Genomic DNA, 16147 nt, shown 5'->3' with positions numbered 1-16147 from the left:
CCGGAGGCCGGGGGGGCTTGAGGACGAGCGCCCCAGCGCGATTCTTGGGCTGACGGCAGAAGACAGCGCGCGGCTAACAGCAGTCCGGGTCCAGCCCAGAAGGCAGGTCTTCCCCCTGGAAGACCTGGGCCGTCGCGTCGTCACCCCCCAGCGCGGCGACGGCCAGCAGCAAAGACCCCGCGGTCCAAGCGGTCCGCTCGCGGGGCCAGAACGCGTCGTCCTCGAAGACGTACCCCGTCCAGTACATGCCGTCCTCGGCGCGCAGGTGCTGGATCCATTTGAGGATGTCCAGCGCGCGGTCGGACTCCCCCACGACCCACAGGGCGAGGGCGAGTTCGGCGCTCTCGCCGCCGGTTACCCAGGGGTTGGGGACCACGCAGCGTACGCCCAGGCCGGGCACCACGAAGCGGTCCCAGCCGGCCTCGATGCGCTCCTTCGCCGCGGTGCCCCGCAGCGCGCCGCCGAGCACCGGGTAGTACCAGTCCATGGAGTAGCGGCTCTTGTCGAGGAACCGTTCGGGGTGGCGGCGCAGGGCGTGGCCGAGCCAGCCGACGGCCAGCTCCCAGTCGGGCTGCGGCTCCTCGCGGTGTTCGGCCAGCGCCAGCGCACAGCGCAGCGCCTGGTAGACGGAGGACGAACCGGTCAGCAGCGCGTCGGCGACGAGGGTGCCGTCGGACTCCTGTTTCCACCCGATCTGTCCGCCCGGCTGCTGGTGGCGCAGCACGAATTCGACGGCGGCCACCACCACCGGCCACATGCTGTCGAGGAACGCGTCGTCCCCGGTGGACAGGTAGTGGTGCCACACGCCCACGGCCACGTAGGCGCAGAAGTTGGTCTCGCGCGCCCTGTCGGTGGGCGCCGCCGCGTCCCCGTCGGCGTAGGCGGCGTACCAGGAGCCGTCGGGCAGCTGGTGGCGGGCCAGCCAGCGGTAGGCGGCCTCGGCGCGGGCCGACTCGCCCGCCGCGTCCAGCGCCATCGCGGCCTCGATGTGGTCCCACGGGTCGAGGTGGTGGCCGCGGAACCACGGTATGGCGCCGTCGGTGCGCTGGACGGCGGCCACCCCGGCCACGGTCAGCTCGGCCTGCTCGGCGGTCAGCACGCCGGGCAGCACCAGCCGCTCCGTCCGCTCCGGGCTGGTCACTTGACGGCCGCGGCGGGCAGGTGCGGCTTGGTCGCGTACGCCACGAAGCTCTTGCCGATCACCGGGTCGAGCGCCTGCTCGGCGAGGCGGGTGGCCAGGGGGCGCTTCATGATGTCCCACACCAGCAGCTTGTGATAGGCGCGCACCGGCAGCGGCGCCTGGTCACCGTCGCGGTCGACGCCGAACGCGCATTTGAGCCACCAGTAGGGCGAGTGCAGCCCGTGCGCGTGGTGGGAGCCGTAGGGGCGCAGCCCCGCCTCGCGCATCTTGGCGAGGAGTTCGGTGGCGCGGTAGATGCGGATGTGGCCGCCCTCGACCTCGTGGTATGCGTCGCTGAGCGCCCAGCAGACCTTCTCCGGGCCGTAGCGGGGAACGGTCACGGCGATACGGCCGCCCGGCTTGAGGACGCGGACCATCTCGGCGAGCACGCCCTTGTCGTCGGGGATGTGCTCCATGACCTCGGAGATGATGACGACGTCGAAGCTGTCGTCGGGGAACGGGAGCGCGAGCGCGTCCCCCTCCATGGCGGTCGCCGTCGCCCCCGTCGGCGCCTCACCGGCCTCTTCCATGGCGGCGAACCACTTGGCGACCTCGCGGATCTCTTCGGCGTTCTGGTCGAGCGCGACCACGCGCGCTCCGCGCCGGTAACACTCGAAAGCGTGCCGTCCTGCCCCGCATCCCAGATCGAGCACGCGATCGCCTGGGGCAAGCGGGAAACGGGAGAAGTCCACGGTCAGCACTGAAGGTCAGCCTTCCAGAACACAGCAACAGGGGCGGGGGCGGGGGGCGGGGGAAGCGGGGGCAGCGTCACCGGCTGTCGGCGACGGCGGGTACCGCGTCGGCGGGGGGCCGCACCACGGGTGAGCGCACGAACTGGGAGGACGGGGCACCCATCGCGGAGCGATACCGCTCGACCGTGCCGAGTGCCGCCCGCTCCCAGGTGAAGCGGGAGAGCACCCGCTCGCGCCCCGCCGCCCCCAGCCGGGCGCGCAACGGAGCGTCGTCCAGCAGCCGCAGCAGCCCGGCGGCCAGCGCCCCCGCGTCGCCCGGTGGCACGGCGAGACAGGTCTCCCCGTCGCGCCCCGCGACCTCGGGGATGGCGCCGCCGGTGGTGGCCAGCAGCGGGGTGCCGGTGGCCATGGCCTCGGCGGCGGGCAGCGAGAAGCCCTCGTACAGGGAGGGCACACAGGCGATCTGCGCCCCGCGCACCAGCGCGGCCAGCTCGGCGTCGCTGATGCCCTTGACGAACTCGACGGCGCCGCCCAGCCCGTGGGCGTCCATCGCGGCGGCGACCGGGCCCTCCTCGGGGCGCTTGCCGACGACCACGAGGTGCGCGTCGGGCCGCTCGGTGCGGACCTTCGCCAGCGCCTCGACCAGGTGCACCAGCCCCTTGAGGGGCACATCGGCGCTGGAGGTCGTCACGATGCGGCCCGGCACCTCGGACACGGCGGGGTCGGGCGAGAAGAGGCGGGTGTCGGCGCCGATGTGCACCACGTGGATGCGCTCCTCGCGCACGCCCAGGTCCTCGGCGATCTCCTGGCGCGAGGAGCCGGAGACGGTCAGCACGGAGGGCAGCCTGCGGGCGACGCGGCGCTGCATGCGCGTGAAGCCGTACCAGCGGCGTACCGAGGTGCGCCGCCGCCAGCCGTCGGCCGCCGCCAGCTCCAGGCGCCGGTCGACGGTGACGGGGTGGTGGATGGTGGTCACCAGCGGCGCTCCCAGGGCCCGGGGGCCGCCCAGGAGGCCGTAGCCGAGCGTCTGGTTGTCGTGGATGACGTCGAACTCGCCGCGCCGGGCCGCGAGATGGCGGCGGGCCCGCAGCGAGAAGGTCAGCGGCTCGGGGAAGCCGCCGGTCCACATCGTGCCGACCTCCAGCGCGTCGACCCAGTCGCGGTACTCGCCGCGCTTCGGGGTGCGGAAGGGGTCGGGCTGGCGGTACAGGTCGAGGCTGGGCAGTTCGGTGAGGGTGAGCCGGCCGGACGCGTCCGCCGTCTCGTCGAGCACCGGGTAGGGCTGGGCGCCGATGACCTCGACGGTGTGGCCGAGGCGGGCCAGTTCACGGGAGAGGTGGCGTACGTAGACGCCCTGACCGCCGCAGTAGGGATTGCCCTTGTAGGTCAGCAGCGCGATGCGCAGCGGGCGGTCGGTTACGGCCTCTGCGGTCACTCGCGGCCCCCTTCGTCACTGCGTCCCGCCGGAGCGTAGCCGCTCGCGCTAACCTAGAACAAGTTTCAGGATTGACCGGGACGAGGACCTCCCCGCGCATCTCGCCCCGCGCACTCAGAATTTACCGGCCGGTCACTTCGGCTGAGCCGCCGAAGCAGGTGATTCGCGCCACCCCTGCGGGCCCTGCAACAATGCACGGCTCCCTCGCAGGGCTCGCAACGCCATGGAAACGGGATCGATTACGCCTATGACGCCGAAGCCGACGCCGCCACAGTCCCCCAAGCCGCCTCGCTCCGCCTCCGCTCCGTCCGCCTCCTCCGCCTCGTCAGCTCCGTCCGCCTCAAGTACGCCGGCTGCGTCCGTGTCGTCCACGACGGGGGCCGCGTCCGGCTCCACGTCGGGATCCGCGTCGGGATCCGCGTCGGGGTCCGCGTCGGGGGGTCCGCCGCTGACCGAGCGGCAGGAGGCCCGGCGGCGGCGGATCCTGCACGCCAGCGCCCAGCTGGCCAGGCGGGGCGGCTTCGACGCGGTGCAGATGCGGGAGGTCGCCGAGATCTCCAACGTGGCGCTCGGCACGCTCTACCGCTACTTCCCCTCCAAGATCCACCTGCTGGTCGCCACCATGCAGGACCAGTTGCAGCACATGCACGAGACCCTGCACAAGCGCCCGCCCCAGGAGGAGGACTCCGCTGCGCGCGTCGCGGAGACCCTGATGCGGGCCTTCCGCGCGATGCAGCGCGAACCGCACCTGGCCGACGCGATGGTCCGCGCGCTGACATTCGCGGACCGCTCGGTCAGCCCGGAGGTCGACACGGTCTCGCGGCTGACGACCGCGATCATTCTGGACGCGATGGGCCTGGAGTCGGCCCCCACACCCGAACAGCTCTCCGCCGTCCGCGTCATCGAGCACACCTGGCACTCGGCGCTGATCACCTGGCTCTCGGGACGGGCCTCGATCGCCCAGGTGAAGATCGACATCGAGACGGTGTGCCACCTGATCGACGTGACCGCGCCAGGCCGGTAGACGCGCTTCAGGGGCGGGTGACCGGTGGAGGCGCCAGGATGTCCCGGGTGTCGAGCAGGTCGCTGAAGAACGTCTCGGGGCGCGTCTCCCGCGCGCGTTGACGCTCCTCGTCGCTGACGGGCACGGCGTTGAGGACCCGTACCGGCCCCACGCCGGTCTCGACGGTGGCCGGCTGTCCGGTGAGCCACGGCCCCGCGAGGAAGAGGGTGCGGCAGCCGGGGAACGCGGGCAGCTCGTCGTCGAACCCGACCAACTCGCCCCAGCCGAGCGGGTGGCCCCGCGTCCACGGGTAGGCCGCGAGGTTCGCGAGCCGGGTCGCGAGGCGGCCTTCGTCGGCGGGCGGGAGCGGTCCGCGCCGGAAGAGGCGCAGCTCGGCCCGCTCCTCGGGCGTGGGTACGGATGCGGGGCCGTCGACTGCCGGGCCGCCGGGTGCGGGCATGGGATGGGCCGCCATGCCTATCGTCGCGAACGCCGTGGTGGCCGTGTGTTCCTGGGCCCGGTGGACCATGACGTCGAGCCGGTCGACCGGGGGCGGGCCGTTCTCGAAGGTGTAGCCCTCGTCCTCTTCACCCCACTCTTCCCGCAGAGCTTGGAAGACGTCACGGAGTACGGCGGGCGCGGGCATGGCCAAGACCCTAGTGCGGCCGGCCCGTCGGAGCCGGGCCGGGGTACGGCCCCCGGCCACTGGACGGGCTTGCGCCTGGTCGGGGGCCGGTACGTGGAGGGGCCGGGTCCGGTCGGGGGCCGGTCCGGTCAGGGGCCGGCGGGGGTGAAGCGGACCGGGGTGCCCGGCGGGGCCTGCGCCGCGGCGCTCAGCGCCTCCGGGGGGACGACGCCGATCACGGGATAGCCGCCGGTCGTCGGATGGTCGGCGAGGAAGACGACGGGGCACCCTTCGGGCGGCACCTGCACGGCTCCCAGCGGCATCCCCTCACTGGCCAGTTCCCCCTCACGGGCCCGCACCAGCGCCGGGCCCTCCAGCCGCAGCCCGATCCGGTTGCTGGCGGCGGACACCCGGTAGGCACCGGTCACCAGCGTGCGGAGCGCGTCCGCCGTGAACCAGTCCTCGCGCGGCCCGAGGACGAAAGGCAGCACCAACTCGCGTGGCGGCGCCTCCCAGTGCGCCGCGTCGGGAACGGCTGCGGGAAGGGCGGTGGGAAGAGCCGCCCGTACCTCTCCCCCGACGCCGCCGCCAACGCCGACCCCGAGGGGGACGCGGTCGCCGAGGGGGACGCGGTCGCCGTCGCGCAGAGGCGCGGGTCCCAGCCCGGACAGCAGGTCGGTCGCCCGGCTGCCCAGCACGGGTTCGGCGTCCACTCCCCCGGCGAAGCCGATGTACGAGCGGACGCCGTGCGCGGCGGTGCCCACGTCGAGCAGGGCGCCTGCGGGCAGCCGCACCGGCTGCCCCCACGCGGTGGGACGACCGTCGACGGTGACGGGGCAGGGCGCCCCCGTCACCACGGCCGTCGCGCTCCGCAGCACGCGCACCGCGCACCCCGTGAGGGTCGTCTCCAGCGTGGCGGCGGTCTCCGCGTTGCCCAGCAGGCGGTTGGCGAGGCGGTGCGCGGCGAGGTCGAGCGCTCCGGAGCGGGGCACACCCAGGTGCGCGTAACCGGCGCGGCCGAGATCCTGGACGGTCGTGAGCGCGCCGGCCCGTACGGTCTCGAACCCGTCGGCGTTCACGGACGTGCCCCTTCGGAGTCGGGGTCGGAGTCGCGCGGAAGGAGAGAGGGGGCCTCGGACGGGTCGGACGGACGAGACGGACGGGACGGGTCGGACGGATCGCTCGGGACGAAGCGGACGCGGGTGCCGGGCGCCAGCAGCGCGGCGGGCGTACGCGAGGTGTCCCAGAGCACGGTCTCGGTCGCCGTCCCGATGAGCTGCCAGCCCCCGGGCGACGAGCGCGGGTAGATGCCGGTGTACGCACCGGCGAGCCCTACCGCACCGGCGGGCACCTTGGTACGCGGGTTGGACCGGCGCGGTACGTGGTGCCGTTCGTCCAGCCCCGTCAGATAGCCGAAGCCGGGCGCGAACCCGCAGAACGCGACGCGGAATTCGATGGCCGCGTGAATCCTCGCCACCTCGTCCTCCGCGACCCCCCACAGCGCCGCCACGTCGGGGATGTCGGGCCCGTCGTAGCGGACCGGGATCTCCACCACGGCACCGTCGCCCGAGGTGAGCGGCGGCACCCGCCAGCCGGGCAGCTCGGCCGCCAGCTTGCGGGCCCCCTCCGGCGTACCGAACCCGTCGAGCAGCACGGTCGTCGCCCCCGGCACGATCTCCCCCACGCCCGGCAGCACCCCCGCGGCCCTGCGCCGCAGCAACTCGGCGTGGAGCGCCTCGGTGGCCTCGGCGGACGCAAGCTCCACCAACAGCCCCCGCCGCCCCACGGGGTGCACCCGGGGCTGTCCCGACACCGACACCGATGCCGCTTCTGCTGCCTCTGCTCCCGCTGCTCCCTCTGCTCCCGCTGCCCTCTCGTCGGCCTCCGGCCGGGAGGCGGGGAGGGGAAGGCGTCGGTGTTCGGCTGAAGCCGCGAATTCGGCTTCCGCTCGGGCTCCGGGCGCTGTACCGGCCGTCCTCTCGTTCACGGCGCCGGTCACGCGAAGGCCCGGATCCTGACGCCGGCGGAGGTCAGTTCCTCGCGTACGCGGCGGGCCAGGCGGGCGGCGTCCGGGGTGTCGCCGTGTACGCACAGCGAGCGGGCCCGCGCGGTGAGGGTCATGCCGTCGGTGGCGACGACCTCGCCGTCCCTGGCCAGCCGCACCGAGCGCTTGATCACCTGCTCGGGGTCGGTCACCACAGCACCCTCCTCCGAGCGCGGTACCAAGGTGCCGTCGGGACGGTACGCGCGGTCGGCGAAAGCCTCCTCGACGGTGGGCAGCCCGGCCTCGGCAGCGGCGGCGAGCAGCCGGGAGCCCGGCAGCCCGAGCACCGGCAGCGGGCCCCCCGCTCCCGTCCCGGCGCCGGAGAGCCGTACGCCTTCCACGACGGCGGCGGCCTGCTCGTCGTCGCGCACGGTGCGGTTGTAGAGCGCGCCGTGCGGCTTGACGTAGGCGACGGCGGAGCCCGCCGCGCGGGCGAAGATCTCCAGGGCACCGATCTGGTAAGCCACTTCGGCGGCCAGTTCGGCGGCGGGCACGTCCATGGACCGGCGGCCGAAGCCCGCCAGATCGCGGTAGGAGACCTGCGCGCCGATGCGCACGCCGCGCTCGGCGGCCAGTGCGCAGACGCGGCGCATGGTGGCCGGGTCTCCCGCGTGGAAGCCGCAGGCGATGTTGGCGCTGCTGACAGAGGCGAGCAGCGCCTCGTCGTCGGTGAGCCGCCAGCGGCCGAAGCCTTCACCGAGGTCGGCGTTAAGGTCGATCATCTGGTCCATCACCAGCAACGTACGGGATTGTTCAACAATCCGGCAAGAGGGCCAGTACCCGATTTCCTTTCGCCCGCTTCTCGGCTTGACTGGGCCGGCACTCACCCGGAGGGAGATCACCGATGACCGCCGACACATCCCTCGCGCTGTCCGAACTGGCCGCCGACCGCGCCCTCCTCGGGCGCACGAGCACGGCCGAGCGCGTGGCGGCCATCCTGCGCGAACGTATCGCCCAGGGCTCCTTCCCGCCCGGCACCCGGCTGTCGGAGGAGCGGATCTGCGGTGCGCTGAGCGTCTCGCGCAACACCCTGCGAGAGGCGTTCCGGCTGCTGACCCACGAGCGTCTGCTCGTGCACCGGCTCAACCGGGGAACGTTCGTCCGGGTCCTCACCGCTGCGGACATCGCGGACATTTACCGCGTACGGCGGCTGGTGGAATGCGCGGCACTGCGCGGCCTGGGCGCCCCGCCCTACCGCGTCGAGGAGGTGCGCGCGGCCGTCACCGCCGGCGAGAGGGCGGCGGCGGACGGCCGGTGGGCGGACTGCTCGACCGCGAACATCCACTTCCACCAGGCGCTGGCCGGACTGGCGGGCAGCGCCCGCACCGACGACCTGATGCGCGGCGTGCTCGCCGAGCTGCGGCTGGCGTTCCACATCATGGACGACCCGCGCCGCTTCCACGAGCCGTACCTCACCCGCAACCAGCAGATTGTCCACACCCTGGAGGCGGGCGACGCGGGAGAGGCCGAGCGGCTGCTGGACTTCTACCTGGAGGATTCCCGGCGGCAGTTGATCGAGGCGTATCCGGAGCGGCCGGCGGACTGAGACGGACGGGACGCGGGCCCCTTCTTCCAGCCCACCAGCCCTCAGTCCTCCCCCGCAGGCCCCCCGCGAGCCCGCGAGGGGACGCGGCCCCTTCCCCCGTGACCAGCGCCAACAGTCCTCACGGGAGTGCCTCGGGTGCTGCGGGTGACAGCAGAGCCGCGAAGTGTTTGAGTGGAAATGTGAGGCCCGCGAGTGCCGTCGGAGACTCGGCGCCTCCCCAGCTCGTGAGCAGCGCGAACGGGGCCCGGGTCGGACGCGCGGGTGCCTCCCGTAGGAGGAAGTCGTATGACTGCCACCATGCATCGCGAAGCTGCCACCGTGAATCGCGAGGAGATCGAGGCCGACATCAGGCAGACTCTCGGCCTCGTTCCGCACTTCTTCCAGCTCATCCCGACCGAGCTGCTTGCACCTGAGTGGGAGATCTTCAAGAGGATCGAACTCGGCGAAACGCTGATCCCCAACATGTACAAGGAACTCATCGGCGTCGGTCTCCACGCCGAGACGAAGTGCCACTATTGCAGCCTTTTCCACACCGAGGCAGCAAAGTTGTTCGGCGCGACGGACGAGGAAATCCAGGAAGCCGTCCATTACGCGAAGGCCAGCCTGGGCTGGAGTGCCTACATCAACGGCATGCAAGAAGATTACGGCCAGTTCGCTGCCGAACTGAACCAGATCGTCGATTACGTACGGTCGCAGGCCTGACATGGAACTGGAGCGAGTGCGTTCGACGGTGCTCCGGGGCACGTTCCAGGTGTACGAGCTGGCGGCCCTGATGGCGGCGGTGCGCTACGTCACCAAGTCCGCGCCCCCGGAGGTGCCCGCCGAATCGCTCCAGCAGCTCCGCCAGCTGCTGGACGACTACGACCAGCAGGTCCGCACCCTCCCGGCGACGCATGCCACCGCACCACCTCGGGGCGGACACTAACGCCCCGTATCCCCCGTATGCGGAAACCCGAAAGCAATCCGCATCCTCCGATCAGGGAGGCGTCATGACATTCATGCAGGTCATCGACTGCAAAACAAGAAGAATTGATGAGCTGAACAGGCTGATGGACACCTGGGTCGAAGCGACCAGAGGCAAGCGGACGGCCACTCATTCGATAGTGGGCCGGGACCGCGCCGATTCCACACACGTGGTGGAGATCGTGGAATTCCCCTCGCACGAGGAGGCGGTGAAGAATTCACACCTGCCGGAGACCGACCGGATCTTCCGGGAGATGGTGGACCTGTGCGAGGGGGAGCCCTCGTTCACGGACCTCGACGTCATGCGGGACGAGCAGCTCAACAAGATCGTGGTCCGCGGTTTCTTCGAGGACGTGATCAACAAGGGGAACATCGACGCGGTGGACGCGATGTGCACATCCGACTACCGGGAGCACGACCCGGCCATGTCGTCCTACGACCTCGGGCTGGCACAGGCCAAGGCCGAGAACAAGGAGATCATGGCGGCGCTCCAGCCCGAACTCACCATCGAGAGCATGACGGCCGAGGGCGACACGGTGTGCGTACGGCTGTCCGTCAAGGGCCGGCACGTCGGCACGTTCGAGGGCGTGAAGGCCACCGGCAAGGAGTTCGCGGGCACCGGCCAGGTGACCTTCCGCTGCGAGGGCGGCAAGCTCGCGGAGAGCTGGTGGAACATGGACGAGCGCGGGCTGATGCAGCAGCTGGGTGCGCTCAAGAGCTGACCGCCCCCCACGAGGGGCGCTCAGGGGAGCGTCCCGAACGCCGCTGTCGCGACCCCCAGGGCTGCGACAGCGGCTGTTGCGACCCCCAGAGTGCGACACAGTGATCAACTGGCTGTGGCCAGGAGCTTGGCGAGACGCTCGGATCTCGCCGTCCCCCTCGGCCGGGGTTCCCCGGCCGAGGGTTTTGCGTGGGCGGGGAAGTGCCGGTTCGCGGGCCGACGCCCACGATCCGGCACGCCTCTTTGTCGCCGTAGCCCCGCCTTTGTCGCCGTAGCCCGCCGCATGAGCGGGAAGTGGCGCCGTCCGCTCAGCGGGTCGGCATCTTCCGTCCCTGCGGCCTCCGGCCCTCCCGGATCTGGTGGTCCATCGCATCCCGTGAGCCGGGGTGTTGCGACGACTGAGCCGGGGGTTGCGACGATCACCGGGACCGAAGCCGTGAGGGAGGTACGCCTCCGGCGTTCGGAAATGTGTACCCCCACCCTTGTCGAATCGTTGAACGATCCTCTAACCTCCGGTGGAATTCGCTTCACGGGAGCCGAGTCACTCACCGGGGCCAGTGGGACCACAGGACCACGAGAAGCCCCGGGTTTCGCAGGTCCAGGACCCTCCACCGGGCCGGGGCCGACCGGGCATCCCTGACGCTCCCCTTTCCCAGGCACAGAAGGCGGAGACGACATGATCGTTCTGCTCGGCGTCCTCGTGGTGATCCTCGGATTCGCGACGCGCCGCAATCCCCTGCTCGTGGTCGGGGTGGCGGGGATCGTCACCGGACTGCTGGGCAAGCTCTCCCCCGTCGAGATCCTGCGGACCTTCGGGGAAAGCTTCGCCACCAGCCGTTCGGTGACGATCTTCGCCATCACCCTCCCGGTCATCGGGCTCCTGGAACGCAACGGACTCCAGCAGCAGGCCCGCACCCTCATCGGGAAGCTCGGCACCAAGCTGACCACCGGCCGCTTCCTCACCCTCTACCTCCTGCTGCGGCAGCTGACGGCGGCCGTCGGCCTCCAGACCATCGGCGGCCCCGCGCAGAGCGTCCGCCCGATGATCGCGCCGATGGCCGAGGCCGCTGCCGAGCGGTCCAACGGCGGGCGCCCACTGCCGGAGAAGGTCCGCGAGAAGGTGCGTTCGCACGCGGCGGGCACCGACACGGTCGGGCTCTTCTTCGGCGAGGACTGCTTCCTCGCCATCGGCTCCATCCTGCTGATCACCGGCCTGGTCAACAGCACTTACCACACCCACCTGGAGCCGCTGCATCTCGCGCTGTGGGCGATACCCAGCGCCGTGTGCGCGCTCTTCATCCACGGCGGACGGCTGCTGCGGCTGGACCGTCAGCTGGAGCGGGACCTGGTGATGGCGAACGCGGAGATGGCCGTGGCACGTGAGGACGCGCAGGGCGGGGCCACGCAGGGCAAGGCCGCGCGGAACGAGGGCGCGCAGGGCGGGACCGCGAAGGGCGGGGCCGCGCAGGACGGGGCCGCGCAGGACGGGGCCGGTACGGAAGGCGGGGCGGCGAAGTGATCAAGTCCGAGTGGTTCTTCTGGCTCGTCGGTGCCGTCTTCCTCGTCATGGCGGCGCAGATGCTCGCCGACCGCACCAACCCCAGGCGGCACGGCACCGCCGCCTTCTGGGGCCTGCTGGGCGCCTGCTTCTTCTACAGCACCTGGGTCAACGAGAAGTCCGCGCCGGCCGAACCCCTGGGCGTGGCCGTCCTCGTCCTCATCTGCGTCGGCGGCTTCAACCTCACCGGAAAGGGCAAGCCCGACACCACCACCGAGAAGCAGCGCGTGCAGCTCGCCGCGCGCTTCGGCGGCAAGCTGTTCATCCCGGCGCTGACCATTCCGCTGGTGGCGATGGTGTGCGCCGTACTCGTCGCCAAGTGGAAGGTCGGCGGCACCCCGCTGCTGGAGAAGGGCAGCGAGACCATCCTCGGACTCGGCATCGGCGCCGTCATCGCGCTGGGCGTAGGCATGTGGGTGCTGCGCGAACGGCGGGTCAGCGTGCCGCTGCACGCGGGGCGCGGACTGCTGGAGTCCATGGGCTGGGCACTGCTGCTGCCGCAACTGCTGGCTGTCCTCGGCTCCATATTCCAGGCCGCCGGCGTCGGTACCCAGGTCCGCAAGATCACCGAGTCGATCCTGCCCGACGGCCAGAAGCTGGCCGCTGTCGCGCTCTACTGCGCGGGTATGTTCATCTTCACCGTGATCATGGGCAACGCCTTCGCGGCCTTCCCCGTCATGACCGCCGCCGTCGGCTGGCCCGTACTGGTCGAGCAGATGAACGGCAACGCGGCATGCGTCCTCGCCGTCGGCATGCTCGCCGGCTTCTGCGGCACGCTCTGCACGCCCATGGCCGCGAACTTCAACCTCGTACCGGCCGCGCTGCTCGAACTCAAGGATCAGTACGGGCCGATCAAGGCACAGGCCCCGTCGGCCGTGGCGCTGCTCGGCTGCAACATCGTCATCATCTACTTCTTCGCCTTTTAGCGCACGGGGCGCCGGGCGCGTGGGCGCGGGGCGCCGGGCGCGTGGACGCGGGGCGCCGGGCGCGTGGACGCGGGGCGCCGGGCGCGTGGACGCGGGGTGCCGGGCGCGTGGACGCGGGGTGCCGGGCGCGTGGGCCGCCGGCTGGAGCCGGCCGCCTCGGTGAGCGGAGGAACGGAACAGTGCACATGTCTTCACCAACCGACAAGGCCCTCTCCGGGCCGCTGAAAGTGCTGGTCACCGGCTTCGAACCGTTCGGGGGCGAGTCGTCCAACCCGTCCTGGGAGGTCGCCGCTCTCCTGGCGGCCGAACCGCCCGCCGGGCTCGACATCACCGCCGTCGAGCTGAGCTGCGTCTTCGGCAAGGCGCTCACGGAGTTGCGCGCCGCGCTCGCCTCGGCCGCTCCCGACCTGGTCGTCTGCCTGGGCCAGGCGGGCGGACGCGCGGACCTCACCGTCGAGCGGATCGCGATCAACGTCGACGACGCCCGCATCCCGGACAACGCCGGGCACCAGCCCGTGGACGAGCCCGTCGTCGCCGACGGCCCCGCCGCCTACTTCTCCTCGCTCCCGATCAAGGCGTGCGTCGCGGCGGCCCGGGCGGCGGGGATACCCGCCTCGGTCTCCCAGACGGCCGGCACCTTCGTGTGCAACCACGTCTTCTACGGCCTCGCCCACCTGCTGGCCACCGAACACCCGGGCATAAGGGGCGGCTTCGTCCACGTGCCCTACACCCCGCAGCAGATCGCGGCCGGACGCTCCGCCCAGCCGTCGCTCTCCCCGCGCGACGCCGCCACCGGGATCGCCGCGCTCCTCACTGCGGCGGCCCGCACGACGCACGACATCCACGAAACGGGAGGGGCGACACATTGAGCACGTCACAGGATGAGGCCGGCCGTACGGGGGCGGGCGTGGCCCCCGAGGAGGGGGCACCGGGGTTGCCCCGCGCAAACGGCGTGCGCGACGCCGCGAGCGCCACGGCCCTCACCACCCGCGCGCCCCTCTTCGCCGAACTCGCCCTCGCCAACATCACCCGCGAATACCCCAACGCCCCCGCCCACCTCATCGCCGGCCCCGCCGAACTGGTGCCGCCTCGCACGTATCACCCCGCGTTCTACGGCGCCTACGACTGGCACTCCTCCGTCCACATGCACTGGCTCCTGATCCGCCTCCTGCGCCTGCCGCCCCCTTCGGACGCGGACGGTACGCAGCGGCAGTGGCGCGAGGCCGCGATCCGCGTACTGGACACCCACCTGACCCCCGAAGCCCTCGCCCAGGAGGCTGCCTACCTCCGCGCCCACCCCTCCTTCGAACGCCCCTACGGCTGGGCCTGGCTCCTGGCGCTCACAAACGAGAGCACCGCTCTGAGTTCGGAGCACCCCGCGGCAGGCCAGCCGCCGCTCCACGACGAGAGCGCCGCTCTCGCTCCGGAGCACCCCAGCGCCGCCCACCCCCCGCTCACAACCGAGAGCACCGCTCTCCCCGCGTCGGCGCGGCGTTGGAGCGAGGCGCTCGCGCCCGCCGCGGCGGCGGTCGCGGAGCTCGTGCTCGGCTGGCTGCCGAAGGCGACGTATCCCGTACGGCACGGAACGCACGCCAACAGCGCGTTCTCGCTGGGCCTCATCCTCGACAGTGCCGAACGCGCGGGGCAGGCGCGGCTCCTGGAGCCCGTGAGGGCGAAGGTGCGGGAGTGGTACGTGCCGGAACATGGCGCTGCCGTGCGCTGGGAGCCCTCGGGGCAGGACTTTCTGTCTCCCGTGCTGTGTGAGGCGGATGTGGTGCGGCGGGTGCTGCCGCAGGCGGAGTTCACCGAGTGGCTGAGCCGGTTCCTGCCCGAACTCGACGAGGCCGCCCACCTCGACAAGGGCGACGAAGAGGGCGAGGGCGGGGGTGCCGGCTTCATGCCGCCGCCCCGCGTCTCGGACGCGGCGGACCCGCAAATCGGTCACCTCTTCGGGCTCTGCCTCAGCCGGGCCGCCGCGCTGCGCGACCTCGCCGGCGCGCTTCCGCCCGGTGATCCGCGTATCGCCGTCCTCACCGCCTCGGCCGGGGCGAACCTCGACGCGGCCCTGTCCGCGACCGCCTCGGGCGACTTCACCACCGACCACTGGCTGGCGACGTTCGCCACGCTCGCCCTCGACGGCGGAGTCGCCGCACGGTAGGACCCGGCACCCGGCACCCGGGCACCCGGCACCCGACACCCGGCACAAGCACCTGGTGCCAGGCGTGCTCTCAGGGCACCAGCGGGCGGACCTGTTCGGCTGCGAAGCGTACGAAAGCCTCGGGGTCGGGCTCGTCCGCCGTGGGCTGGAGGACGACCGTGTCCGCGCCCGCTTCGGCCACGCGCTGGACGGCCTTGGCGACGGTGGCGGCGTCTCCGGCGACGCCGAGTTCGAGGGCCGGCTCGTGGGAGTTCGCGGTGGCGAGGCCCTCGCGTTCGAGTTCGGCACGCAGCCGGGACGTGGCGTCCGGGCCCGTGGCGGTGTGGAGGTAGACGACGACCGTGTGGTGGCCGGTGCGTCCGGCCGCCGCGCGTCCCTCGTCGATGAGGCGCCGCGCGGCGCGTACGTCTTCGAGCGCGCTGCTCGCGTCCAGCACCGTGCCGTCGGCGGCCTCGCCGGCCAGCCGCAGCGAGCGCGGCCCACGCGCACCGGCCAGCACCGCGGCACCCGCGTAGGGGCCGGCCGCCGCGCCCGTGCCACCCGCCCCGTTCGCGTTCCCGGCCCCGTTCGCGACCCCGGTCCCGGCCCCGTCCCCGTTTGCGACCCCGGCCTCGTTCGCGACCCCGGCCCCGTTCGCGGCATCGCCGTCCACCGCGGGCGGCCAGTCCAGGGCGACGGCGTCGAGCTTCACGTACCGCCCCTCCACGGACACACGTTCGCCGCGCAGCAGCGCCCGCATCGCGTCCAGGTGTTCGCGCAGCAGCGTCACGGGCGACTCCGCGCGGGCGCCGACCTGCCCCATCCAGTCCTGGACCCCGTGGCCGAGGCCCACGGCGAAGCGGCCGGGGAAGAGACGGCGGAGGGTGGCGGTCTCCATGGTCGTCAGCGCGACGTTGCGCAAGGGGACGGGCAGCAGGCCGACGCCGACCCGCAGCCGTTCGGTCCACGCGAGGGCGGCCGAGGCGGTGGCGATGCCGCTCTCCAGGAAGCAGTCCTCCCACAGCCACAGTTCCTCCAGGCCCGCCTGGTCGGCGGCGCGGACGACGCCCCGCAGCCGTTCGGGAGCCAACTGGGGCCGGAACACAACGCCAAGAGCAGTCATACGCCTGTTCCTACCCGCCTCCTTCCGTGCGGACAATCGCTTTTCGGGGCGTCGCTCCCGGAATCACCCGCACGCGGCCCAGGAGCCCAGAGAGCTCGTTCATCCGGTTCGCCCGACGGGCTCGTTCATCCGGCAGGTCATCCGGCAGGCACAACCAGCGGGCGGGCGCGGCGCGGCCAACGGGCGGACAGGGC

Annotated in this window: 17 protein-coding genes; 9 read left to right on the top strand and 8 right to left on the bottom strand. The window is 72.2% G+C overall.

Features of this window, described 5'->3' with window-relative positions:
- Positions 1-73: 73 nt before the first annotated feature.
- The 3 genes from OHB04_RS29450 to OHB04_RS29440 form a co-directional block, all read right to left on the bottom strand.
- Positions 74-1141 carry a prenyltransferase/squalene oxidase repeat-containing protein gene (locus OHB04_RS29450; protein ID WP_326690656.1) on the bottom strand — a complete coding sequence of 356 codons (1068 nt, stop codon included), beginning with the start codon at positions 1139-1141 and terminating at the stop codon, positions 74-76.
- Positions 1138-1881, bottom strand: a complete 744-nt coding sequence (locus tag OHB04_RS29445; RefSeq protein ID WP_326690655.1) for a class I SAM-dependent methyltransferase — start codon at positions 1879-1881, stop codon at positions 1138-1140. Before OHB04_RS29445 ends, OHB04_RS29450 begins: the two co-directional genes overlap by 4 nt.
- A gap of 67 nt (positions 1882-1948) precedes the next feature.
- The gene (locus OHB04_RS29440; RefSeq protein ID WP_326690654.1) at positions 1949-3307 is read right to left on the bottom strand and encodes a glycosyltransferase family 4 protein; all 1359 of its coding nucleotides are present in this window, start codon (positions 3305-3307) and stop codon (positions 1949-1951) included.
- 448 nt (positions 3308-3755) lie between these two features.
- On the opposite strand from OHB04_RS29440, the gene OHB04_RS29435 reads away from it, so the two are divergent.
- Complete coding sequence (locus tag OHB04_RS29435) at positions 3756-4331, top strand: TetR family transcriptional regulator (protein ID WP_326692973.1); 576 nt, start codon at positions 3756-3758, stop codon at positions 4329-4331.
- 7 nt (positions 4332-4338) lie between these two features.
- Here the strand turns inward: OHB04_RS29435 and OHB04_RS29430 are convergent, their stop codons facing one another.
- From OHB04_RS29430 to OHB04_RS29415, 4 genes are all read right to left on the bottom strand, one after another.
- Entirely contained in the window at positions 4339-4956 is a 618-nt protein-coding gene (locus OHB04_RS29430; protein ID WP_326690653.1) for a suppressor of fused domain protein, read from the bottom strand.
- Positions 4957-5084: 128 nt separating this feature from the next.
- Positions 5085-6014, bottom strand: coding sequence for a biotin-dependent carboxyltransferase family protein (locus OHB04_RS29425; RefSeq protein ID WP_326690652.1), 930 nt, complete (start codon positions 6012-6014; stop codon positions 5085-5087).
- Positions 6011-6754, bottom strand: a complete 744-nt coding sequence (locus tag OHB04_RS29420; protein WP_326690651.1) for a 5-oxoprolinase subunit B family protein — start codon at positions 6752-6754, stop codon at positions 6011-6013. The genes OHB04_RS29425 and OHB04_RS29420 overlap by 4 nt, the downstream gene beginning before the upstream one ends.
- A gap of 176 nt (positions 6755-6930) precedes the next feature.
- Positions 6931-7701, bottom strand: coding sequence for a LamB/YcsF family protein (locus tag OHB04_RS29415; RefSeq protein ID WP_326692972.1), 771 nt, complete (start codon positions 7699-7701; stop codon positions 6931-6933).
- 122 nt (positions 7702-7823) lie between these two features.
- On the opposite strand from OHB04_RS29415, the gene OHB04_RS29410 reads away from it, so the two are divergent.
- The 8 genes from OHB04_RS29410 to OHB04_RS29375 all read left to right on the top strand — a co-directional run bounded on the left by OHB04_RS29410 (position 7824) and on the right by OHB04_RS29375 (position 14851).
- Positions 7824-8525 (top strand): GntR family transcriptional regulator, encoded by a 702-nt coding sequence (locus OHB04_RS29410; RefSeq protein ID WP_326808641.1) that lies wholly within the window; start codon positions 7824-7826, stop codon positions 8523-8525.
- A gap of 285 nt (positions 8526-8810) precedes the next feature.
- A complete protein-coding gene (locus OHB04_RS29405; RefSeq protein WP_326690649.1) occupies positions 8811-9227 on the top strand; it encodes a carboxymuconolactone decarboxylase family protein in 417 nt (138 codons plus the stop codon).
- Position 9228: 1 nt separating this feature from the next.
- Positions 9229-9450: a hypothetical protein gene (locus OHB04_RS29400; RefSeq protein ID WP_326690648.1), complete on the top strand. Its 222-nt coding sequence runs from the start codon at positions 9229-9231 to the stop codon at positions 9448-9450.
- A gap of 64 nt (positions 9451-9514) precedes the next feature.
- Positions 9515-10210 carry an ester cyclase gene (locus tag OHB04_RS29395; RefSeq protein WP_326808640.1) on the top strand — a complete coding sequence of 232 codons (696 nt, stop codon included), beginning with the start codon at positions 9515-9517 and terminating at the stop codon, positions 10208-10210.
- A 675-nt stretch (positions 10211-10885) separates the two neighbouring features.
- Positions 10886-11728, top strand: a complete 843-nt coding sequence (locus OHB04_RS29390) for a DUF969 domain-containing protein (RefSeq protein ID WP_326808639.1) — start codon at positions 10886-10888, stop codon at positions 11726-11728.
- Entirely contained in the window at positions 11725-12693 is a 969-nt protein-coding gene (locus tag OHB04_RS29385; RefSeq protein ID WP_326690645.1) for a DUF979 domain-containing protein, read from the top strand. The genes OHB04_RS29390 and OHB04_RS29385 overlap by 4 nt, the downstream gene beginning before the upstream one ends.
- Before the next feature lie 185 nt (positions 12694-12878).
- The gene (gene pcp, locus OHB04_RS29380) at positions 12879-13562 is read left to right on the top strand and encodes a pyroglutamyl-peptidase I (RefSeq protein ID WP_326690644.1); all 684 of its coding nucleotides are present in this window, start codon (positions 12879-12881) and stop codon (positions 13560-13562) included.
- A gap of 83 nt (positions 13563-13645) precedes the next feature.
- The gene (locus OHB04_RS29375) at positions 13646-14851 is read left to right on the top strand and encodes a DUF2891 family protein (RefSeq protein ID WP_326809549.1); all 1206 of its coding nucleotides are present in this window, start codon (positions 13646-13648) and stop codon (positions 14849-14851) included.
- A gap of 70 nt (positions 14852-14921) precedes the next feature.
- Here OHB04_RS29375 and OHB04_RS29370 read toward each other — a convergent pair whose 3' ends face one another.
- Entirely contained in the window at positions 14922-15953 is a 1032-nt protein-coding gene (locus OHB04_RS29370) for an LLM class flavin-dependent oxidoreductase (protein WP_326808638.1), read from the bottom strand.
- Between the last annotated feature and the right edge of the window lie 194 nt (positions 15954-16147).

The sequence above is a fragment of the Streptomyces sp. NBC_01775 genome, assembly GCF_035917675.1.
Taxonomy (GTDB): domain Bacteria; phylum Actinomycetota; class Actinomycetes; order Streptomycetales; family Streptomycetaceae; genus Streptomyces.
This window is presented reverse-complemented; position numbering and strand designations above follow the sequence as displayed.